The following is a 22698-nucleotide window of genomic DNA, read 5'->3' as shown; positions in this document are numbered from 1 at the left end:
TGTGCAAGATCCATCGCGCATAACTATTTTAAAATACCGTGAAAACACGGTGTTTTTTCAGGTGATTATTGCAGTTATTTGCGGTACTTAGTCCTTATCCCAACCATCAAATGCCTGCTACACCCAGCAAGCATGGAAAACGAAGAACGCCCGCGGTTTACCTGCGGGCGTTCATTTTTTATAGTAATTTAAAGAACTGTTTGTTATTTCTTTTCAGGATATGATATCAGCCTGATCAGGTTTACGCCGCTGATATATTTGTTGGCGGCATCTTTAGTGCTTTGTACGGTAATCTTACTCAAATCGGCAGTATGCTCCAACACCTTATCAGGGTTTTCCTGGTTTTGCGATGCACGGATCAGGGTGCCGGCCCAAAAGCCATTCTCGCGCATTTGTACTTCGGTGCTGCGCTTTTCTTCGGCCTGGTATTTGGCAATGTCGGTAGCTTCGGCGCCGTTTTGCTTTATCTTGGTTATTTCGTCCATTGTAGCGGCTATCAGTTTATCTACATTGGCCGGAGCACAGGTGAAATAAACCGTAAGACTGTAGCGGCTCATCGGCAGTTTGGAGTAACCTGCACGCACCCCTGGCGAGTACACACCGCTTTCCTTTTCGCGAAGGCGCTCGGTAAGCTTTATGTTCATGATCTCTTCCAGCGCGTCCAATTGCAGTTTGTTATCATCGGTATAATCAAAATCACCGCTGAAGACTAATTGCACATTGCTTTTATCGCCAATACCTTTATATACGTTTTTAGTCAACTGACCGGCAGGCGCATGGATGCCAAGGTTTTTATAGTTTTCCTTGTGTCCGGCTGATGGCAGGCCGCCCAGGTATTTTTCCAGCAGTGGCTTGATCTTTTCTACCTCAAAATTGCCAACAAAAGTGAATGTGAAACCACTGGCATCGGCAAAGCGGGCTTTGTAAAAATCGAAGGCTTTGTCAAGGCTGGCCATATTCAGTTTCTCTAAAGTAAGCGGCATGCGGCGATAGTTGTGGTTGCCTAATACAGCTGCTACGGTATCCTGGTAAACCTGCGCAGGGTCCAGACTGCGGTTTGGCAGCAGGGCCCTGGTTTGCGCTATTTGCGATTGCCAGATATCGGCATCCTTGCGTGGCTGGGTAAAGTACAGGTAGATCAGCTGCATAGCCGTCTCCAGATCTTTGGGCGAACTGCTGGCCGATACCCCCTGCGTAGTTTCGCTGATGTATGGCGATACCGACAGGTTTTTACCGCTCAGCATCTTATCAAGCTGTATCTGGGTCATATCGGCAATACCGCTGCTGCCTACAATGCCCGATGAGATGTTGGCCGATACATAATCCTGATCACCAGCCAGCGAAGTGCCGCCGAAGGCCCAGGCATTGATCAGGATCTGATCGTTTTTAAAATCGGTGGGTTTAAGTATCACCTTAACGCCGTTGCTTAAGGTTAAGGCTGTTGTACTGATGGCCGCGTCTTTAGTTTCGCCGGTAATTTTGCCGGCTGTTGGCTCTTTTTCAAGGAGCGGCTTTTTGCTCACGTTATCTACATAAGCGGTGATGTTTTTGCCGGTGGCGTTTATCCAGCTAAGCAATGTTTGTTCGGTTGGCAACTGGGCTTTCTCCTTATCGGGAGCTTGCACAATAACCACACGGTTTTGGTTGCTGATGAAGCTGCTGGCCAGCGCGTTGATCTCGCTCAGCTTAATATCACCGATATGGTCTTTTTGAAAATTATACTCAAACTCGATGCCTGGGATGGCCTCATCCTGCAAAAAGTTTTGCTGGTATTCCTGTACAAAGCTTGCCGATTTGGTTTTGTCCCTTTCCTTATAAGCATTCTCGATGCTGGTCATGGCATTTTGCTTGGCACGGTCGAGTTCGGTTTCGGTAAAGCCGAATTTGCGGGCGCGCTCTATCTCATCAAGCGTAGCTTTAATGGCACCCTGTAGCTGAGCGGCTGATTTTGCTACAGCCACGGTAGTAAATGCATCCTGGTTACCTAAAAAGCCCGCATAGCTGGCCTGGGCGAACAGGAATGGCGGCTCTGGTTTCTGCAGCAACTCGCCGAGGCGCGCGTTGATCATTTGGTTAAACAGGTCGACGCGGATGCTGCGCATGTAATCAGATTCGGTGCGAACGCTTGTCTCCGGGTGTTTTACCACGATCTGCGCGATGGTATAAGGATATTCCTTATCCGTAGCTATCTTAACAGCGGTACCCGGCGTAGCAGGTACGGTATATTTAGCACGCGGCTTTTCGCCGGTTGGGTTCTTTAATCCCGAGAAGCGGTCTTTTATCAGTTGCTCCACACGTTTCGGATCAAAGTCGCCCACGGCTATTACAGCCTGCAGGTCGGGGCGATACCAATCGTGGTAGAAGCTTTTGATGGTTTCGGGTTTGAAGTTTTTCAGGATCTCCTCTTTACCAATTGGCAGGCGCTGCGCGTAGCGCGAGTTGTTTAGCAATACCGGCAATATCTGCTGTTGCATACGTTCCTGCGCATTCTTGCCACGCAGGCGCTCTTCTTCCAGCACTACGCCGCGTTCGCTGTTGATCTCTTTAGTATCGAAGGTTACCATGCCGGCCCAGTTGGCCAAAATATCGAAGCCTTTTTCAAAGGTCTTTACACTGTCGGTTGGCAGGGGAAGCTGGTAAACGGTTTCATCAAACGAAGTATAAGCATTCAGATCGGCACCGAATTTCACACCCGATTTTTGCAGGTAGTTCACCAGTTCGTTCTTGGGGAAATCGCGGGTGCCGTTAAATGCCATATGCTCGGTAAAGTGGGCCAGGCCGCGCTGGGCATCGGTTTCCAGTATCGAACCGGCTTTGTTTACCAGGTAAAGTTCGGCGCGGTTTTTAGGCTCTACGTTGCGGCGGATGTAGTAGGTTAATCCGTTGGGCAGCTTACCAATGATCACATTTTTATCAACCGGCAGCACATCGCTTTTCAACTGGTCGATACCGGTAAGCGGCCTGTCGGGCGCGGGCTGTGGCGGTTTACGTTTAACCTGCGCGAAAACGCCGCTTGCCGCTATCAACAGGGTCAATACGGCTACAGAAACTCTTCTGTTAAAGTTCATATATGTTTTTTACTGATTTACTACTAAGATGCAAAAGTAACGCGGTAGTTACAACGGACTGCCGGGATATTTATTTCCTGTGGCATTGTTACATCCGGTACGTGTAGAATCTTGCCATAAAAAACTTTCTTCAAAATCAAATTACGGGCTGGTGTTTTCACCGGGTTTTATCCCGTAAAATAGATGGGCGTGGGCACGGAAAACCTTCCTGATGCGCCTATAGGCGTGGTTTATGATTGCGAAATATCAAAGAACTGTTGGTTTTTGGGTGTTTGCCACGATGGTGTTTTGCCAAATTATATTTGGAGATCTGGATTCATCAAAAAAGCGGGTTTTGCAAAGATCGTACAATCGGCTGATCGTACACGCGTGGTGTTGATACAATATACGAAAAATTGGCGGGAATTAAAAATGAAAACGATGGCGATGCCTGCGGCCCGGGCTTTACGGTCCAAGTCCTCGCCAGGCCTGCGCGCTTGTTCCACTACGGCTGTGGGCTTTCCCCTGCAATCCCTATCGCGGTTGTCTGGACCGCTGATTTTTGAGGATGATTATTTTGATTTCGCTGATTGTGTACCAACTATAGATAGCTATAATACTCCCCAGCCTGAACCGTCACATACCCCGCATGTTCTGTCTTCGCCGAAACAACCCGGACATAGAAACATAAATGATCTCAAATACCACTTATCTTCAAAAAGCACTTCTGCCCGGTATGGGCATCTATCTGATGCTTCTAAATAAAATTCTACTAAACCGGTATTTATCTCATTCTTGCCTGTTATTGTAAATTGCCAAGCGTCATTGTTTAAAACATATCGTTGCTCAAATGACGGATGCAGAATATTGTTTTCTAAAAGATATTTTAAAGTATCCGTGGCGTTGCGATTCGCCTTAAAAACTTCTAATACATTGCTTAATAATTCAATGGCGTCCATTTTTGATAGTTAAATTGATAAGCTGGCGCAAGTTTAAGGGGTGGTTGAGTAGTTGCTTAACTTGTGTCTTGTCCATCGCGGAAGTTTATAAACTTCGACAAATGACACCCACAGGTTACGCTGCGCTAAACCTGCGGTAGCGGAGTGTATTTAACAGGCAGATCATTATAAAAATCATCTATCAGTTGCTGGCGGGTGTAGGGCTTGTTCATGTGCAAAATTTGTATTCGCCTTATTCAGACGTGCCGCTTGAAATGATAAGGAGGCGTTTAATCTTTCAAATTACAATCTGTATAAGTTAGCTTATATTCTCATCAAACCGTATCAGCTTTTCTCCTAACAAATAATCCAATTGAAGGCTGTCAATAATCGTGTGAGTGATAGTTCCTTTTAAATGGAGCCGGTTATCGTATGTGTGTTGATTAATTATTCCAAGTATATGATAAAGGCCAGCTTTATGTTCTATGCTGTGCTTTTGAGTTAGATATTCATCTATTAATTTTATTAAAGCCTGTTTTTGCGTCTCAAAGATTTGTCTTTCCATACTATCAAATTACTTTAGATGCGTAGAGATTATTAATATTCTGTTTATTTTAAAAGGCATTAATGAGCTCCCGTTGGTCGGTTGTCTTCGTGCCTCGCAATGGCAGGATGCCTACCTACTTCACCGCATCCTCCACCAGCTTCTTCAACTCCGCCTCGTGGTTTAGCACACTTTGCTGGCCTATGCTCATGGCCATTTGGTTAATGATGGGCTGCTTTTGCAGAAGTTTTAATCCTACTGGGCTTTTGTAAAAGGTGGTCATTTGCTTTAGTTCGGCTTCGGTAAATTCACGGGCATACATTACGCATACATCATGTTTCAGGGCATCCCAGCTACAGTATTTGGTTAAAAAGGGTGTCATGGCTTTTGTAAAACCAGCGCGTTTATCTTCAGGCACCCGTATGCTATACTGAGCGATAATGCCGGGGATGCTTTTGTCAAATTGCGCATTTACTCCCGATGCGATCAGCATATCTTCGGCTGCTTTCAGAGCACTGGCTGTGGGCGGACCGGTTTGCGCTTTGGCATTTATCAAACCCAAAAACAGTATTCCGGTAAATAGTATCAATCGGCATCCAACCTTCATCATATCATTATAAGTTTAATGGCTGCGGAACTAAAAAGGGTTAATCACATTAAAATATTGTCATGCTGAGTAATATAATCCCGGCGACCTCTAATGGTTTTTATGACATGCCGATGAAAGCCCCCTCTAAATCTCCCCCAAAGGGGGAGACTTTGGAACCCTCTCCTCTGGAGAGGGCAGGGTGAGGCTTCAGCGGAAAAACAAACATGTCATGCTGAACTTGTTTCAGCACCCCATCATATAGGTTGGGTGTGCAAATCTAAACCATGCAAATGGGATGCCGAAACAAGTTCGGCATGACCTCCTATTTCTTCATTACACCTTAATATATATCTTCTTTTTATACAGCCACACCATCGGCAGCCAGGTTAAAAACACATAAATAATAGCCCGCACCAGCGATGCGTTGTATGGCGTAAAGAAAGGTGCTACGCCATGCTGGTAAAGCCAGGTGCTCATCTTCATATCGGTACCGGTCGGGATAAAATCGACCACGCCCTGCAAAATATCACCCCAAACAAAGGCGGCAATGGCGTTCATGCCGAACACTACCAATATCCAGGCATATTTTTGGTGGCCCTGTACATCTATCAGCCAATAAGTAAAGGCCAGCGCGATGGTGGCCAGACCGCCGCAGTATAATACAAAACTGCTGGTCCACAAAGCTTTGTTGATAGGGAAGAACAGGTCCCATATCAGCGAGATCACCACGGCGGCTACGCCATACACAAACAGCCAGGTTACCTTTACGCTGTTCTCGCGGTCGGGGCGTTTTAGCCAGCTGCCCACACGGATACCGAACAAGCCGGTGCCCAAGGCAGGCAAGGTACCCAGCAAACCTTCAGGGTCCCACGTTTTTGATGATTTCCAAAGGTGATCGGTAGTAAAGATCAACCGATCCAGCCAGGCGCCCATATTGGTTTCGGGGTTCAGGTTGGCGGGGTTGCCATCCGGAACGGGGATAAAGCACATAATGATATAATAGCCAATTAACGCGCCGGCCATCACCCAGTCGCGGGTACGTTGTGTACATTTAATATACAGCACACTTCCAATAAAAAACACCAGCGCGATGCGTTGCAAAACGCCCGGAAAGCGCAAATGCGTTAAGCTGTGCACAAATGGGGTATGGTGATAAAACAACTGTATAGCCCAACTGATCAGGATCAGGGTCGCCATTCGGCGCAATGCCCCCAATATCATTTTGCCGTGATTAGCCGGATCGGCCTTTTTGGTTTCCATGGCAAAAACCGTCGAAACGCCCACCATAAACACAAAGAAAGGGAAAATGAGGTCGGTAGGGGTGCAGCCGTTCCATTCCGAGTGTTCAAGCGGGGCGTAGATATGTCCCCAGTCGCCGGGGTTGTTTACCAGGGTCATGGCGGCTACGGTAGCGCCGCGCATCACATCAAGCGATAGCAGGCGTTGTTTGGGTGCTAATTGGTCCATTGGTTAATATGTGTGATTGTGCTGTTGTTTTAACCGAGGTTAAAACAGGAAGCAATTTATAAATTTTAGCGGGATTAATGATGCGGGTATTTTGCGGTGCTTACCTTAATATTTGTACTACAAATGGGGGAGTTGGTGCTTTTGGGATGGTTTTGTGCTTGGATTAATGGTAGTCTGCTCATAGCCGCAGGGGCTTAGTTACTTTTTCTTGATAAAAAGTAACCAAAAATCAAGACAGCGCTAATGCTTCCTCTGCCGCACAGGGCCTTTGCCCGCATCAGGCAAAACCACGGTACGCAAGAATTTGCCGCTGCTCGCGCACCCGCTATGCCACCGCTTCAGGCAAATCCGCTTCCCCTTTCCTGCACACAGGCCACCATCGTTTTGCCTGATCTTGCCGGAAGCAAACCGCTGTCGGGAGCAAGAAGAGTAAGGCAAATCCGAGCGGAGCAAAGCTCCGCTCGGATTTGCCTTTTAAAAAGAGCGCGGGACTGTCATAAAAGCGGGCCAGCGTTGGCGGGAATGCCGTGGGCAGCCGCCTCCGGCGTAAAGCTGCCCACGCAGGGCGGGCTGAAGCTTTTTTATGACTTGGGTTTTTGGTTACTTTTGGGCCAAGCCAAAAGTAACTAAGCCCCTGCGGCTATGAGCAGACGAATTCTCATAAAGCACTGACCTATGGATGAAACTGGAATGTGGCAATAATCCCCACCCATACTTCCACATCCCCAATATTGTTTGTAATTTCGGCGCCATACCTGTTTTGCTGTGTATCAAATTTTTAAAAAAGAGATCGTTTCCTATCTAAGCTCGCTGGTGGCTTACGTTACCATCGGCTTGTTTTTGCTGGTGCTGGGCCTGTTTTTATGGGTCTTCCCCGATACCAGCATACTGGATTACGGTTATGCCGGCCTTGACAGCCTTTTTAATATCGCCCCGTTTTTATTTATGTTCCTTATCCCGGCCATCACCATGCGCTCGCTGGCCGAAGAACGTAAGGAGGGGACGTTCGAGTTACTGGTTACCCGCCCGTTAACCGATCTGCAAATTGTATTAGGAAAATACCTGGCCAGTGTGTTATTGTTGCTTTGCGCTTTGTTACCCACGCTTGTTTATTATTTTACGGTGAGCACGCTGGGCGCGCCGCAGGGTAATATCGATACCGGTGGTGTCATTGGTTCGTACATTGGCCTGTTCTTGCTGGGCAGCGGCTTCGCGGCTATTGGCTTGTTCGCTTCGGCTATCACCAAAAACCAGATCATCGCTTTCGCGCTGGCGGTTTTCCTGTGCTTCTTTATTTTCAGCGGGTTCGATTCGCTGAGCGGCTTGCTATCCCTGCAGGATTATTCGATACAATACCTGGGCATCACCGAACATTACCAATCGGTAAGCCGTGGTGTTTTGGATACCCGTGATTTGGCCTACTTCATCATACTGGCGGCCATATTTATTGCACTGACCTTATTTGTGCTGATGCGCCAAAGGCAAAAGCCGATGAATATGAAAGCAGCCGGTGCCTGCCTGGCCGGAGTGATCGTGCTGCTGATATTATCAAAATTTTCGTTCACCCGTTTTGATTTTACTAAGGAGAAGCGCTACACCATATCGCAGATCAGCCGGAATGTGATGGACAGCCTACCGAAACCAGTTCGCGTAACCGTATTCTTAAAAGGCGATAATTTCCCTGCCGGGATGAAGCGGTTGCAATATGCCACCCGCGATATGCTGAACGATCTGCAGGCTTATAGTCATGGCAAGTTACAGTTTGATATCATCGACCCGCTAAAGAATGTACCCGAAAATCAGCAGGATACTATTATTAAAGCCTTGAGCGAGCGCGGCATTGACGCCACTAACCTGAGCGTAAAAACCGATAACGGGCAAATGCAAAAGATCATCTTCCCGGCCGCTATGGTTACGGCGGGCGATATTGAGGTGCCGGTATCCTTGCTGCAAACCCGGGAGGGCGCCAATGAGGATGAGGTGCTGAATAACTCCATCCAAAACCTGGAGTATGCTTTTACCTCTACCATAAAAAAGGCCGTTGCCAACGGTCGGCCACGTATAGGTTTTACCGAAGGCCATGGCGAGTTGACCGACCTGCAATTGTACGATGCGCATAAGAACCTGGCCGATGGCTTCCTCTTCGGTCGTGTGGATTTGAAACAACTGCCGCTGGACAGTATGAAAAAACTGGCCTTGCTGGTAATCCCCAAACCGGTTGAGCCTTTTACCGAATTGGAGAAATTTAAGATAGACCAGTACCTGATGGGCGGCGGTAAGCTGTTGTGGAGCATTGACCAGGTTACCGCAGAGATGGATAGCCTGCGCCATATAAAGGATAACCAGCAAATGGTGTTCGGCAAAAAACTGAATTTGGATGACCAGCTATTCAATTATGGTGTACGCATCAATTACGATCTGATAGCCGATATGAACTGCGCCGAGATCCCCATTACTACAGGGGGCATTGGTGGGGCGCCGCAGATCCAGATGCTGCACTGGCTGTTTTACCCGTTATTCCTGCCCATGTCAAAACACCCGGTGGTGAAAAACCTGGAGGCTATCCGCAGCGAGTTCCCGAGTACTATTGATACGCTGGGCATTAAAAATGTAAAGACTACCGTACTGTTAACTTCATCGCCGTTTAATAAAAGGATCAATACGCCATACATGATGTCGTTACAGGCCCTGGAGCAGGAACCCGATCCGGCAACTTTTCAAAGCGCGCCTAAAATCACGGGCGTGTTGCTGGAAGGCAGTTTTAAGTCGGTATTCCTGAATCGCCCGGTGCCCGATAGTATTGGCGGGCATATTAATAAAGCGGCGGCAAGCAAGCCGGCCAAAATAGTAGTGATAAGCGATGGCGATATCTTTAAGAACCAGGTGGCTGCCGATGGCTCGCCCTATCCGCTTGGTTACGATCATTATACCCACAAGAACTACGGCAACCGCAACTTACTGCTTAACCTGGCCGAATACCTGACCGGAGATGCCCGCCTGATTGCGCTGCGTGATAAGGAGATACAATTACGTTTACTTAACCGCGCCCGCATTCGCAACGAGAAATTATACTGGCAATTGATAAATACCGCGGGGCCTTTGCTGTTGGTGTTAATATTTGCTATTTTTCAACATTATTTTAGGAAGCGCAAGTATGCGCACTAATTTTTTCTATTTTTGATTTTGACTAATTACTGTTTATGAGATTTATTGTTTCGACATCTACGTTACTAAAGCAACTACAGTCGGTAAGCGGGGCGCTTAGCAATAGTACCGTATTGCCGATTCTGGAAAACTTTTTGTTCGAGATCAAGGAGGGAAACCTCACCATATCGGCCACCGATCTGCAAACCAGCATGACCACATCGCTTACCTTAAGCGAGGCTAAGGAAAATGGCCGTATTGCCATTCCATCGCGCATTTTGCTGGATACCTTAAAGTCGTTGCCCGAGCAGCCGATCGCTTTTTCGGTTGATGATAAAACTTTCGCTATCGAGATCAATGCCGGCGATGGTAAATACAAACTGAGCGGCGAGAACGGCGACGATTTCCCGAAGATCCCGGTAGTAGAGAACGCTTCGTCGGTTAACCTGCCGTCATCGGTACTGGCCGAGGCGATCAACAAAACCATCTTCGCAGTGAGCAACGACGAATTGCGCCCGGCCATGACTGGCGTATTCTGCCAGTTGACCCCGCAATCGTTCACCTTTGTAGCTACCGACGCGCATAAACTGGTGCGCTATCGCCGTAAGGATGCTAAAGCCGAAAGCGCTACATCGTTCATCCTGCCTAAAAAGGCGCTGAACCTGCTGAAATCGGCCTTGCCATCAGACGATGTGAATGTATCGGTTGAATACAACAACACCAGCGCGTTCTTCAAATTTGGTAACATTAATTTAGTGTGCCGTTTGATAGATGAGCGTTACCCTGATTATGAAGCGGTTATCCCGCAAAATAATCCTAACCGGTTAACTATCGACCGCCAGGCTTTCCTTGGTTCGCTAAGCCGTGTGGCTATTTACGCCAACAAAACCACGCACCAGGTAAGATTAAAGATAAACGGCAGCGAGTTGAATATCTCATCAGAAGATATCGACTTCAGCAACGAAGCACACGAACGCCTGAACTGCCAGTACGAAGGTGATGATATGGAGATCGGCTTCAACGCCCGTTTTTTAATAGAGATGTTAAAAAACCTGGCCGGCGAAGAAGTTGCCCTGCACATGAGCACCCCTAATCGCGCCGGCTTACTGTTACCACAAGGCGGCGATGAGAACGAAGATGTGCTGATGCTGGTTATGCCGGTAATGCTGAATAGCTACGCTTAAGTAATAAACTTAAATTATAGATCCAAAGTAAGAAGGTCCGGCATGCCGGGCCTTTTTTATGTTCTCCCTATTTCGTCATGCTGAGCGCGAGCGAAGCATCCCTGATTAGCAGAGGCACCTGCAAAGCCGCTCTGCAAGCCGGGGATCGTTCGCTATCGCTCACGATGACGCATAAGGTTATCTCAACAACCCCTCAAAAAAATCCCCTCTAAAATCAGCCGAGAAATGCAGTACATTATCCATATGCGCAAACTCATGCTGCTGGTGCGTGGTAGTTAATATTACACATTTCATCCCGGCATTTCGGGCGGCTTCGGCACCTTTGGGTACATCCTCAAATACCAGGCAATCGGCCGGGTTAACTTTTAACTCGTAGGCGTTTTTTAAATAGGTTTCAGGATGGGGCTTGCTTAATATCACATCATCAGCGCTTACTATCGACTTGAAATAATGGCGGATATTCAAATTATCCAGCACAAAATCGATATTGAACATAATAGCCGCCGAGCCAATGGCCATGGGGATGCCGGCCTGGTAAGCACGTTCTAAAAGTTCATGTAAGCCGGGCAGCAAGGTTAAATGCGGTAAAAATTCGCACTGGTATTTTTCTTCCTTTTTTACCGATATCGAGTCCATCTCCTCCTGCGAGAAGCGCTCCGAGCCGAACATGCGCACCAGCAGTTCCTGGTTTTTGCCATACATATTTTGCTTCACTTCGGCCATACTGAAATTGCCGCCAAGGTCGTTATTCAACAAATGGTGCCAGGCGCGGCTGTGAAAATCCATATCGTTGATCATGGTGCCGTTCAGATCGAACAGCAATGCTTTCGGGTAGGTATCCATATCCACAAATTTAAGGTTCTGCGGGCTTTTTTATGTCGATTGTATCTACTTTTTAGGTGCCGATAAGTAATAATGCCACAGCAGCATGGTAGCCACGGTACGATAAGGTTGCCATAGCGTGGCTATATCAACCAACTCTTCGCGTGTGGTAGCGGGCGCTAAACCTTTCAGCCTTTTAAAAGCGTTCACCGCGGCCAGGTCGCCCACCGGGAAAATATCCGCGCGCTGTAGTACGAACATCAGGTAAACATCTACCGTCCAGTTGCCAATGCCTTTCAGGGCTACCAGGGCGGCGCGGATGGCATCATCGGGCATGGTCTCAAATTTTTGCAGATCTATCTGCCCGCTCAAAATCGCTTCGGCCAGGTAGCGCACGTAGGCAGTTTTCTGGCGGCTAAAATAGCAGGCTTTTAGTTCTTCATTAGTCAACAGTAATACCCGCGCGGGCGTGATCTCCTGTATCCGTTCCCGCAGTTTATTAAGGGCCGATAATGCCGATGCCAGCGATACCTGCTGCTCCAAAATGATATGCACCAGCGATTCGAAACTGTTGGGCCGGCTCCACATGGGCGGGTAACCATGGTTTTTGATAATGCGGGCCAGGTCGGCATCGCGTTCGGCCAGTTCATCGCAAATGGAATAGAAATTGGTGGAATTGAATTGTTGGATCATGCGTTAGCGTATTTGACAAAATAAATAATTATTTTAGCATTAAATTAAGTGCGATGGATATCCAGGCAGAAAAAATGAATCTTTTACAAGCTATTATCAACACCGATGACGAGGGATTGATAATGGATGTTAAAGCCCTGCTATTTAACAGGAAGACGGATTGGTTTGATGAATTAAGTGCCGAGCAACAACAGGATGTGATGGAAGGCATAGCCGAAGCGGATCGCGGCGAAACAGTACCCCACGCAGAAGTAGTAAAACTTTTTGGCAAATGGGGCCTGAAATAGTCTGGACAAGAAGAGCTGTTAAAACATTTGGTGATAGAATAGCTTATCTTGAAAAACACTGGACCGAAAGAGAGATATTTAATTTTACTACAAGAGTAAATGAGTATCTAACTATATTACAAACCCAACCGGTAATGTTCCGTAAGTCGGCGCGACTTAAGCATACCCATATTGGAGTTATCATTAAACAAGTATCGTTAGTTTACCGGGTAAAACCACGAAAGCATACGATAGAATTGATCGCTTTTATTGATAACCGACAGAACCCGAAACGTAATAAGGTATGATATCTTAACTCATACATCTTATAAACAAAGTCAGTATCGTCTTGTTAGTCTGATCAGAGTATTTCTATTAAAATTGCTAACTTTTTTAGGAATTGACAATTTCTTTTTTCAACTTTACTGCTTATGAATAACCTGCCCCCATTAGCCGAACGCATGAGGCCCGCATCGCTGAACGATTATGTGGGCCAGCAGCATTTGGTGGGTAAGGGCGCGGTACTGCGCAAAGCTATCGAATCGGGCTCGTTACCATCAATGATATTTTGGGGGCCGCCGGGTGTGGGGAAAACTACACTGGCTTATATTATCTCCCAATCCCTTTACCGGCCGTTCTTCTCATTAAGCGCCATTAATTCTGGCGTTAAAGATGTACGCGAGGTGATAGAAAAGGCGGCTTTGCTGAAAGAACAAGGCGAGATATTACCGATATTATTTATTGACGAGATCCACCGCTTCTCAAAATCGCAACAAGATTCGCTGCTGGGCGCGGTAGAGCGGGGCATTGTTACGCTGATCGGCGCTACTACCGAGAACCCATCATTCGAAGTCATCTCGGCTTTGCTGTCGCGATGCCAGGTTTATATACTGAAACCGTTGGAAGAAAGCGATCTGCTGAGCCTGCTGGACAAGGCTATGAAGGAGGACGAGGTACTGAAGCGCAAGAAGATCAATATAAAGGAGCATGAAGCCCTGCTGCGCCTTTCTGGTGGCGATGCCCGAAAGCTGCTGAACATCTTCGAGCTGTTAGTTAATGCCTTCGCTGGTAAAAATATCACATTAACTAACGAAGTGGTGCTGGAGCATGTACAACAGAACATGGCCTTGTACGATAAAACGGGCGAGCAACATTACGATATCATTTCGGCCTTCATCAAATCCATGCGTGGCAGCGACCCTAACGGAGCCGTTTATTGGTTGGCACGCATGATAGCCGGGGGAGAAGACCCGCTGTTTATTTGCCGCCGTATGCTGATCCTGGCTTCGGAAGATATTGGTAATGCCAACCCCAACGCGTTGCTGCTGGCCCAAAGCTGCTTCAACGCTGTGCAGGTGATCGGTATGCCCGAGTCGCAGCTGATCATGTCGCAAACGGCTATTTATTTGGCTACATCGGCTAAAAGTAATTCGGCCACTACGGCTATCGGCACGGCTATGGCTTTGGTAAAGCAAGCCGGCGATCTGCCGGTACCCCTGCACCTGCGCAATGCCCCCACTAAATTGATGAAGAACATTGGTTATGGTAAGGATTATAAATACGCTCACAGCTACGAGGGTAATTTCACCGATCTGGATTTTTTGCCCGATGCGATTAAAGGGACACAAATCTACCAGCCCGGCGCTAACTCAAAGGAGAACGAAGTGCGCGAGAAGATGCGGAAGCTTTGGGGGAATAGGTATAAGTATTGAGTTATTTCACCCGGCGTCATGCTGAACTTGTTTCAGCACCCCATCACACAGGTCAGGCATGGAGCGTTTAACTATGCAAGTGGGATGCCGAAACAAGTTCGGCATGACGTTGATTACTTCTAAAAGCACTACTTCTTCGCCAGCGTATAACTACTCTTCAAATACATCGGCCCTCAACTGGCTTCAGTTTGTAACTGAAGCTTATGGATACCGGCCAGTCTGTGACTTGCCTCGTTAGAAAAGTCACAGACTTTATTCCATCCGCAGGCTTCAGTTACAAACTGAAGCCAGTGAAACCAATAGGACGCTACTTCTTTGCCAGCGTATAACTACCCTTCAAATACGTCGGCGTAAAAATATCATTCACCGGTTCGGCGCTTGGGGCGTGGCTGTTGCCGTCTATGTTCGATCCGCCTATCAGGATAGTATTTGGTTTTAACTGCGCCCCGTTCACGGTGATAACGTAATCGAAAGAAGAACCGCCGGCCATTAAGTGCCTGATGTATTTTAACGGGATCTGGATCTCGAAGGTCGCGTCGCGGTTGGCATCTATCAGCGCGGCGGCTTTTATGCCCAGGTCGTTATATACCGATATGTCGGGGTCGGTAATTCCTGCCAGTCCGGCTATAGCTATCTTTTTAGCCGCTTTGCCTATCCACTCGTTCACTATCGGTAAAAGGCTATCGGTCCGGGCTTCTTTATCACGCAGGGGTAATACGATCTCGGTATGCTCGGTCATGGCTACCAGCGGATAGGTGATTTTCGCTTCCTGCTTTTTATCAGCGCTTTTTATAGATAAGGTGATGCCGCCGTAAAATGCTTTTTTAATGGAGCTGTACTGATCGGTGCGCATTAGCAGGTAAAGGTTTTCATCGTCGTTGGCCAGGGTATAAAACAGCCCGGTGGCATTGTTATGAGCACTGAATTTATTGTTCCATTCGTTCGCCTTGCCGTCGGTTTTTATTACGGGTGCGTAAACCGCTTCTTTTTGTACCGATGGCAGCTTTTGTGCCGAAACAGCGGTTGCAAAGGCCGGCAATAAAATTGCCGGCCAATAGCGTAGTGTGAGTTTTAGGTTCATGATATTTTATTTTAACAGGTGGTGAACTGAATTATTTCTTCGCCAGTGTATAAGTAGCCTTCAAGTCAGTCGGACTAAAAATATCGCCGCCGACAGCCGATACGCTGATAGTCATCGCGCCCAGCGATCCACCACCACTGCTAAATGTCGCGCCACCGCCGCCGCCGCCGCCGCTTACCGATGAGCCGGCAACCACCATATCCCCGGGATTTAACTTTGCACCATTTACCACAATGCTGTAATCGAACGACCCGTTTTCATCCATCAGATGCTGGATGTATTTTAGGGGTAGCAGGTATTCAAAGGTCATGGTGCGCGTATTATCAACCATCACGGCCGCCTTCAGGCCAACTTCGTTATAAACCGATACGTCGGGATCGGTGATGTCGGCAATACCGTCCACCAATATTTTTTTGGCCGAACGGCTCAATTGATCGTTAACCATTGCCACTACGCTATCGGTATTTTTGTTTTTATCGCGCAGTGGGATCACTATGTTCGATCGTTCGGTGATGCTTACCAGCGGATACGTCATTTTCACCGGTTTCAGTTTTTTATCCTTGCGACTTTTGATCACCAGGCTTATCCCATCGTAAAATATCTTACCCAGGGCAGGCGTCTGATCGGCCTGGATGGTGAGATACAGGTTTTGCTCGTCGTTAGCCATTACATAGGTTAAAAGGGTAGCGCTGTTTTTTGCCTGGAATTTGCCGGTCCATTCGATTGGCTTGCCGTCTATTTTTATGTTAGCGGGGGCGTATACGCCTTCTTTTTGTTCGGATGGCAGCTTTTGGCCGAAGCTGTTTAAATGCATAAGTAGCAATAGTGCGCCGGTTAAAGTGAGGGGTGATGAAAGTAGTTTCATGATTATAAATTTTAGTTGATAATTGTTAATGATCTATTGACAGAAGCTAATCTACGAAGTATTCGTATATCTACGAAATTATCGTAGATTGATTTTGAGAATAGTAGCTAACAAGGAGAGATTTGGCGATGAGTTGCGCGAATTAGTAGACGAATTGAACAAAAAGAAGCTTGTTATTTCGACGAACATGGAAAGGACCGGGGGGGTGATTAGAAATCTTATACGATATGCTTATCGCGCGTATAAGATTTTTTCCCTCCGGTCAAGAGATAGTTCTCTTTCGCCCCACTTCGCTTTCCCCTCGCTGCTCTATCGAATGACAAATGGTTGAAATTTGGTACACGTTAGCTCCCAGGAGGGGAGGGAATTTTCTTTTAGCGCTTACCGCGCGTATTGCTTCACCATGCGGTCAACAATATCGGCAGTTTCGTTAGGGAAGTTTACCTTGATGTTGTTCCTGGTATTCAGCCAGGCTTCAAGCGCGCCAACGAACTGTTCGTCTATTTCGTGCACAACGGGCACGCCCAGCTTAGATGCGGCCAGGGCATTGCACTGCTGTTCGTACTGGCCCTTCATGGGTATCATCATTACCTTTTTGCCCAAAAAAAGCGCCTCGGCCGGGCCCTCGAAGCCACCGCCGGTAAGCAGGCCGGTGCAGTTGGCCATGCTTTGGTTAAAACCTTCATTACTTACCGGCATAATGTGCACATTGCCATCGCGGTAAGGCGTTTTATGCCTTTTGCTGAATACATGCCATTCCACATCGGTTTGCTTCAGGTATCCGGCCAAAAACTTATCATCATAGGCGGGCAGGTAAACGGTGTAATGGTCTTTGGTACTGGTTTCCAGCGCGCGGATCTCGCTTCGGATAACCGGTGTATGGATAAAATCGGCATAACGATCGAAATGAAAGCCGATATGATGCGTGGTTGGCGAGTAATATTTTAGTATCAGTTCGGAGAAAAAAGAGTTGCCCACCCGCGGTGTATTGGGCGATACGAACGAGCATTGATGACTTAGCGATACCGATGGCACCTTTTGCAGTTTACAGGCCCAGGCACTTACTGGTTCAAAATCGTTAACAATTAAATTGTATTGCTTTAACGGCAGGTGGTGCATATCGCGCCATAAGCGCGGCAGGTTCATTAATTTAAAAGTGGCCCATTTATCAACCCCGCCCTTACTGCCAAAAACAAAGCTAAATCCATGGTACCGGTATTTAAGCGGCTGCGAAAGGCTTACCTCGGCCTCGGTACCACTGATAAGCAGATCGACCTCGCCATATTGTTGCAACAGGGGTACAACTTCCCTCGCCCGGCTGATATGCCCGTTCCCTGTACCCTGTATGCCGAATAAAATTTTCATTGGTTGATATGCGCAGCCAATATAGGAAAGTTTGGGGTGGATTGTGCTCCTTTAGGAGCAATATATTGGTAGAGTATCCCATGAGAAACGTAATAGCATGCCGTAGGCAGGCCATATGATATACCGTACCTGCGGCACGGAAAATAATTTATGATCTTTTCTTCTACCGATATTTAACCCCGATGGGGTTTTATAAACAATCGTTAAGCTTTTACCTTCCAGCCTGCAAAAGGCTTTGGGGTAGCATAAGCCGGCCCACCGTTCTTTCCTGTTCCGGCTACCGTGGTTTCCAAGGCAGATGCCCCGTCTACCATAGCCCAGGTAATGCCGGTTAATGGCACTTTTATCCGGCCGGATGCCAAAAAACTTGCCTCGCCGGCGTAATTGCCAATATCTAAATAAATAAACCTACCGCCGAGCGGGCCATGCACATAGGGGCCTTTAAAATCGGGTACTTCGTTAGCTGGTTTATTGCCTTTTATTTCAACCGGTACCTCAAAATGCAGATCGCCACCGGATGAATGCTGCGCCTGTTCTACATGGTAACTACTGCCCGATCCTTTTTGCAAAGCATAAAGAATACCTGCCGGCGGTGTTTTCAGGGTGATATGGAAGATGAGATGCATTGGTTTTTGATATGAATGCAATTTACTAAAAAACCTAATGCGACTCCTGCTTAAAACGCTCCAGCAGAATGTTTACGTCAAGCTTGGCGTCCAGGTCTTCGGCGTCGGTTTTGTCGTCTTCGTCGGCTTCGGTATTAAAATCGTCGGGGCGATAGTTAAATATCTTCCACTCCTTGTTATGATATTCCAGTGCGCTCAGGCTTTCTACCCAATCGCCGGAGTTAAGGTAAAGCACCGATCCGGTGTTTTCGGTTGATTGTATGGTGCGGATCTCGGCATGGTGAATGTGCCCGCAAATCACGTAGTCATATCCTTTATTAACCGCCAGGTCGGCAGCTGTTTGTTCAAACTGGTTGATGAATTTTACGGCATCCTTAAACCTGGCCTTCACCTTTTGCGAGAAACTCATTTTAGGGCGCCCCATTTTGGTTAGGAACCAGTTGGTAAAGCTATTGATGAGTATCAGCGTATCGTAACCAATGGCGCCCAGCTTGGCCAGCCATTTAGAATGCTGCATGGTAACATCAAACACATCGCCATGGAAGATCCAGGCTTTTTTACCATCTACATTAAGCACCAGTTTGTTAAGCAGTTGGAAGGTGCCCAGGTTAAAATCGGCAAACTTGCGCAGCATTTCATCGTGATTGCCGGTAAGGTAATACACCGGCACACCCTCGGTAACAAATTTAAGGATGCGGCGCACTACCTTCATGTGCGTTTCGGGCCAGTACGATTTGCTGAACTGCCAGATATCGATAATATCGCCGTTAAGTACCAGGATCTTTGGTTTAATGCTTTTCAGGTATTTAAGCAGTTCTTTGGGGTGGCAGCCATAAGTGCCCAGGTGCACATCAGATATGATGACGATATCTACTTCTCGTTTCGCCATTAAAATTGAGGGGGTAATTGTCCGGCCGGTTCGGTAAACCGGAATATTAAAAATATTGAAATTTGCAGCCGACTACTCGTCGTCTTCTTCCTCGATGGTATTAAACTCATAAGGACTTACATAGAATATACCTACAAATAGCAGCAGGCACATTACAAGCATATAATCAAAATGCATGACTAACAAATTTTAACAAAATTCCGGTTTCAAAATTATTATAGTGTTAAGACTGAGTTAAATATAAAAAGTTGCATTTTGTGTAAAATAAATTTTTAAACGTACTGACAGACAGGTGATAAAAAACGTTTGCGATTTCCTTTAGGATAAAAACCGGCTGCGAAATGTATGAGAATTTTGGCGCAAAGGACACAAAAAAATAACAGGCAGTATGGTTTTTATACCGCTTTTTGTGTTTTTAAACGCAGCTATAGTTTTATTTTTTTTAAGATATTAACCAAGCCTGCGTCCGCGCGGTACGTTCCAGGTAGTGGTATCCATGGCGCCGATAACAAAAATGATACCGCCAATAAACACCGGCCATCTGAACGATTTAATGCCGTTGATATTGATGGTCCACGCGTTTGAATCAACCATGTTTACATGGTTAAGGTTAGGCCATATCAATAGCCCGATGATCATGATAACCGCTCCGGCTATCATAAAACCAATCGCAAACTTTTTCATACGTTAATAATTAAAGGTTTATTTATATAAATATACCATATAATATTAACAATTGTTTTAAACAATTATTGCCCCAACATTTTATCAATACGTTTTAATTGCTTTAAGTGATGCCTTAAATGTATACCGATAAACTTAAACCATTGCTTAGCCGTGAGCACGCCCAGGCGGGGATGGGCGACGCGGCCATTATTTTCGGGATTTTGCATCAGGCCGGCTATGGTATCTATTCGCTTGCGGCATTTAATGATGAGGTTGCGGGCTTCCTCTTTGGTGATCTTTGCCGCCCGCATTTTTTCGGTCAATACCTTAGGTTCCTTAATTTTAACCGGTGGGAACATGCCAAAAAACAGCACGGCCTTGCCCAGCCAGTTGGCCCCTTTGGTTGTAGGTTTGCAATTGCTTTGTGTGCAGCGTTCGGCCGCTATGGTTGAGCCAAGGGTAGCCTGCATAATGTGCGAATAAACCTCGGCATAGCTCCAGCCGCCGTTAGGTGGGGTTACATCAAACAGTTCGTCGGGGATCACATCCAATTGGCTGCGGTAAGTATCCATTGCCGATTCTATCGCCGAATATTCGGCGGCCAGCTTGCGGTATTTTTTATGTTTATTGGCACCGGCTAAATAATGCACCTTTTGGGTAAGGTTGGCATTTGCCGAAAACTCATCAAACTTTTTATAATTACCCGCGTACAGATCGGCCAGGATGGGCTTATACGGCCCCTGGAAATGCAGGCACGACATATGTTGCCGCTGCCCCGATTCCAGTATGCAATACACATCGCCCGATGGCGCGAACTCCACCTTTTTACGGTTATGTACCGACTGGTACCGCGCCTCGATGGTGTTCAGTACCGATATGTTATGATCGATGCCCCAATCGTTAGTGATGCTGTTGGAGTTGATGAACGGGATCTGGTTATCGTTTACCCACAGGTAAAGCAGCGTCATGTCGGATATGGCGGTATAGCCGAGGCGGCTTTTTTGCACTTCGTAGTGTTTCACCAAAAACTGGTCGTCCTGGTTGCGTGTGTAAGCAGCCACCAAATAATCAACAAAATTGTTCACCAGTTCCCGGTTCCAAAACGAGAAGTGCGGCGAGATCTGCCAGTCGGATGAACCGGTGTAAAAAGCATCGCTGCCCACAAAGGTCGACTTAAGCGCCGGATCGGTAAGACTTAACTTGCGGTTGGTGATAAAGATATCCGAATCGGAAGCGATAAAGTTATCATCGTTAGTAAGCACATTAGCCAGCGCGAAGTACCGCGCGAAGCAATTAAATTCGAAGTTATATGGATTGGGACTAAGATGCTGGTAATATTTTTTAAACTCAGCCAAGCGTGCGTCACCCTTTAAGACATCATCGCCAATAATAATAGGGTTATAATGCAGCGTTTTAGCCTTGGCCACATACGCGTCGAGGTAATCTAATTGGCGGGTTTCAAAAATATAGATGTTGTCCATTGGCTGTTTAGTCTTTAAGGTCTATACCAGCTTGTTTTAAAATGCCGTGGAGCGTTCCCTTTTTCAAATCTTTAGCGTGCATAGGGACAACTGTCCGTTTACCGTTAGCACGGTTAACATAAATATGATGGCTGCCATTTACACGCGTGAGTTCAAGCCCATGCGCCAAAAGAATGGTTATGATTTCTTTTGGGGTGTAAGACTTCATTGCTCAGGAAGCAAACGTCAAGGAGTACTCCAGGCTCCGGCTATCATCAGGCACCGGTTCGCCATCTGCTTCAAGACTTTCTACATAAAGTGATATCGCCTCTTTAGCCATGGCTATAGCCTCGTCAATAGTTTCACCCTGGGTGAAGCACCCAGGCAATGCAGGTACAGCAACACTAAAACCACCCTCGTCTTCGGGGGTAAGTAATATGCGATATGTCCGTTGTGTCATAATACAAAATTAAACAATATTTCTGTGCTATTATTGCACTTCGATCATCACAACATCAAAGTTAACTCCTTTAAACTACTTATTTGCAACTGCACATCATCCGGCTTTTTAAGTCCAGCGGGGTTAAAGTAAATGGCATCCATACCAAAGTTCAGCGCGCCGCGCACATCGGCTTCCAGGCTGTCGCCTATCATAATGCTTTCGGCAATGGTTGCACCAGCTAAATCAATAGCATGTTGAAAAATGGCTTTATCAGGCTTGTTAATACCGATGGTTTCGGATACCACAATGTGTGTAAAGTATTTGCCCAGCCCGGTGTTGCCGATCTTGATATCCTGCGATTCCTTGAAACCGTTGGAAATGAGGTGCAGTGTGTATTTCCCCTGCAAATATTCCAATGTTTCGTGCGCGTGGGGGAACAAGTTGGTTTTTGTGGGGCAAAGCTGCACGTAGGCATCCTCAAAACCATGCGGCATCACATCGGGGTGAACGCCCAGATCTAAAAAGGTTTGTTTAAAGCGGGCTTCGCGCAGGGCAGCCTTGGTGATGTTCCCTAAATGATATTCGCGCCAAAGTTTGTGGTTGTTGGCGGTATAAGTTTCGATAAATACATCGGCCGATGTTAAGCCGATATCATTCAGCCGGTGCAGCACAAATAATTCGTGCAGGGTTTCCTCGGCGTTTTTATCAAAATCCCAAATGGTATGGTCAAGATCGAAGAAGATGTGCTTGTATGTTTTGGATAGGATGTTTTCCATGGGGCAAAACTACTCATCCTGAGGGGCAATTTAACCACAAAGGGCACCAAGAATTTGCAATATCTTTAACACCAAGCACACAAAGTCTTTCTTACTTCAAATTATAAGTAAAAACCTTTGTG

General features: G+C 46.8%; 21 protein-coding genes. 4 read left to right on the top strand and 17 right to left on the bottom strand.

Going from position 1 to position 22698, the window contains the following annotated elements; all coding sequences use genetic code 11:
• Positions 1-203 precede the first annotated feature (203 nt).
• The 5 genes from HQ865_RS18605 to HQ865_RS18585 all read right to left on the bottom strand — a co-directional run bounded on the left by HQ865_RS18605 (position 204) and on the right by HQ865_RS18585 (position 6585).
• Complete coding sequence (locus HQ865_RS18605) at positions 204-3068, bottom strand: M16 family metallopeptidase (RefSeq protein WP_173416349.1); 2865 nt, start codon at positions 3066-3068, stop codon at positions 204-206.
• A 590-nt stretch (positions 3069-3658) separates the two neighbouring features.
• Complete coding sequence (locus tag HQ865_RS18600; RefSeq protein ID WP_173416348.1) at positions 3659-4006, bottom strand: hypothetical protein; 348 nt, start codon at positions 4004-4006, stop codon at positions 3659-3661.
• Between the two features lie 298 nt (positions 4007-4304).
• The gene (locus HQ865_RS18595) at positions 4305-4550 is read right to left on the bottom strand and encodes a hypothetical protein (protein WP_173416347.1); all 246 of its coding nucleotides are present in this window, start codon (positions 4548-4550) and stop codon (positions 4305-4307) included.
• A 115-nt stretch (positions 4551-4665) separates the two neighbouring features.
• Positions 4666-5139 carry a DUF2059 domain-containing protein gene (locus HQ865_RS18590; RefSeq protein WP_173416346.1) on the bottom strand — a complete coding sequence of 158 codons (474 nt, stop codon included), beginning with the start codon at positions 5137-5139 and terminating at the stop codon, positions 4666-4668.
• 312 nt (positions 5140-5451) lie between these two features.
• Positions 5452-6585, bottom strand: a complete 1134-nt coding sequence (locus HQ865_RS18585) for an acyltransferase family protein (protein ID WP_173416345.1) — start codon at positions 6583-6585, stop codon at positions 5452-5454.
• Between the two features lie 765 nt (positions 6586-7350).
• Here HQ865_RS18585 and gldG point away from each other — a divergent pair.
• Positions 7351-9750, top strand: a complete 2400-nt coding sequence (gene gldG, locus HQ865_RS18580) for a gliding motility-associated ABC transporter substrate-binding protein GldG (protein WP_173416344.1) — start codon at positions 7351-7353, stop codon at positions 9748-9750.
• 35 nt (positions 9751-9785) lie between these two features.
• Positions 9786-10913 carry a DNA polymerase III subunit beta gene (gene dnaN / locus HQ865_RS18575; RefSeq protein WP_173416343.1) on the top strand — a complete coding sequence of 376 codons (1128 nt, stop codon included), beginning with the start codon at positions 9786-9788 and terminating at the stop codon, positions 10911-10913.
• Between the two features lie 177 nt (positions 10914-11090).
• Here the strand turns inward: dnaN and HQ865_RS18570 are convergent, their stop codons facing one another.
• A complete protein-coding gene (locus HQ865_RS18570) occupies positions 11091-11756 on the bottom strand; it encodes an HAD family hydrolase (protein ID WP_173416342.1) in 666 nt (221 codons plus the stop codon).
• A gap of 45 nt (positions 11757-11801) precedes the next feature.
• Positions 11802-12428: a DNA-3-methyladenine glycosylase family protein gene (locus HQ865_RS18565; RefSeq protein ID WP_173416341.1), complete on the bottom strand. Its 627-nt coding sequence runs from the start codon at positions 12426-12428 to the stop codon at positions 11802-11804.
• A 74-nt stretch (positions 12429-12502) separates the two neighbouring features.
• Here HQ865_RS18565 and HQ865_RS18560 point away from each other — a divergent pair, with 74 nt between their 5' ends.
• Both HQ865_RS18560 and HQ865_RS18555 read left to right on the top strand, forming a co-directional pair.
• A complete protein-coding gene (locus HQ865_RS18560; RefSeq protein ID WP_173416340.1) occupies positions 12503-12715 on the top strand; it encodes a hypothetical protein in 213 nt (70 codons plus the stop codon).
• Positions 12716-13125: 410 nt separating this feature from the next.
• A complete protein-coding gene (locus tag HQ865_RS18555) occupies positions 13126-14406 on the top strand; it encodes a replication-associated recombination protein A (protein WP_173416339.1) in 1281 nt (426 codons plus the stop codon).
• 307 nt (positions 14407-14713) lie between these two features.
• On the opposite strand, the gene HQ865_RS18550 is transcribed toward HQ865_RS18555, so the two are convergent.
• From HQ865_RS18550 to HQ865_RS18505, 10 genes are all read right to left on the bottom strand, one after another.
• On the bottom strand, positions 14714-15487 hold the full coding sequence (locus tag HQ865_RS18550) for a hypothetical protein (protein ID WP_173416338.1): 774 nt from the start codon (positions 15485-15487) through the stop codon (positions 14714-14716).
• Between the two features lie 31 nt (positions 15488-15518).
• Positions 15519-16352 (bottom strand): hypothetical protein, encoded by an 834-nt coding sequence (locus HQ865_RS18545; protein WP_173416337.1) that lies wholly within the window; start codon positions 16350-16352, stop codon positions 15519-15521.
• Between the two features lie 381 nt (positions 16353-16733).
• Positions 16734-17717, bottom strand: coding sequence for a glycosyltransferase family protein (locus tag HQ865_RS18540; RefSeq protein WP_173416336.1), 984 nt, complete (start codon positions 17715-17717; stop codon positions 16734-16736).
• Between the two features lie 203 nt (positions 17718-17920).
• Positions 17921-18343 carry a DUF5990 family protein gene (locus HQ865_RS18535; RefSeq protein WP_173416335.1) on the bottom strand — a complete coding sequence of 141 codons (423 nt, stop codon included), beginning with the start codon at positions 18341-18343 and terminating at the stop codon, positions 17921-17923.
• 34 nt (positions 18344-18377) lie between these two features.
• Positions 18378-19232 (bottom strand): UDP-2,3-diacylglucosamine diphosphatase, encoded by an 855-nt coding sequence (locus HQ865_RS18530; protein ID WP_173416334.1) that lies wholly within the window; start codon positions 19230-19232, stop codon positions 18378-18380.
• 450 nt (positions 19233-19682) lie between these two features.
• Positions 19683-19916: a hypothetical protein gene (locus tag HQ865_RS18525; RefSeq protein WP_173416333.1), complete on the bottom strand. Its 234-nt coding sequence runs from the start codon at positions 19914-19916 to the stop codon at positions 19683-19685.
• 65 nt (positions 19917-19981) lie between these two features.
• Positions 19982-21379, bottom strand: coding sequence for a DinB family protein (locus HQ865_RS18520; RefSeq protein WP_173416332.1), 1398 nt, complete (start codon positions 21377-21379; stop codon positions 19982-19984).
• Between the two features lie 7 nt (positions 21380-21386).
• Positions 21387-21587, bottom strand: coding sequence for a type II toxin-antitoxin system HicA family toxin (locus HQ865_RS18515; protein WP_173416331.1), 201 nt, complete (start codon positions 21585-21587; stop codon positions 21387-21389).
• Positions 21588-21590: 3 nt separating this feature from the next.
• Complete coding sequence (locus tag HQ865_RS18510) at positions 21591-21818, bottom strand: type II toxin-antitoxin system HicB family antitoxin (protein WP_173416330.1); 228 nt, start codon at positions 21816-21818, stop codon at positions 21591-21593.
• 47 nt (positions 21819-21865) lie between these two features.
• Positions 21866-22576: a YjjG family noncanonical pyrimidine nucleotidase gene (locus HQ865_RS18505; protein ID WP_173416329.1), complete on the bottom strand. Its 711-nt coding sequence runs from the start codon at positions 22574-22576 to the stop codon at positions 21866-21868.
• Positions 22577-22698 lie beyond the last annotated feature (122 nt).

Origin of the sequence: Mucilaginibacter mali, assembly GCF_013283875.1 — a bacterium.
Classification (GTDB): Bacteria; Bacteroidota; Bacteroidia; order Sphingobacteriales; family Sphingobacteriaceae; genus Mucilaginibacter; species Mucilaginibacter mali.
This window is presented reverse-complemented; position numbering and strand designations above follow the sequence as displayed.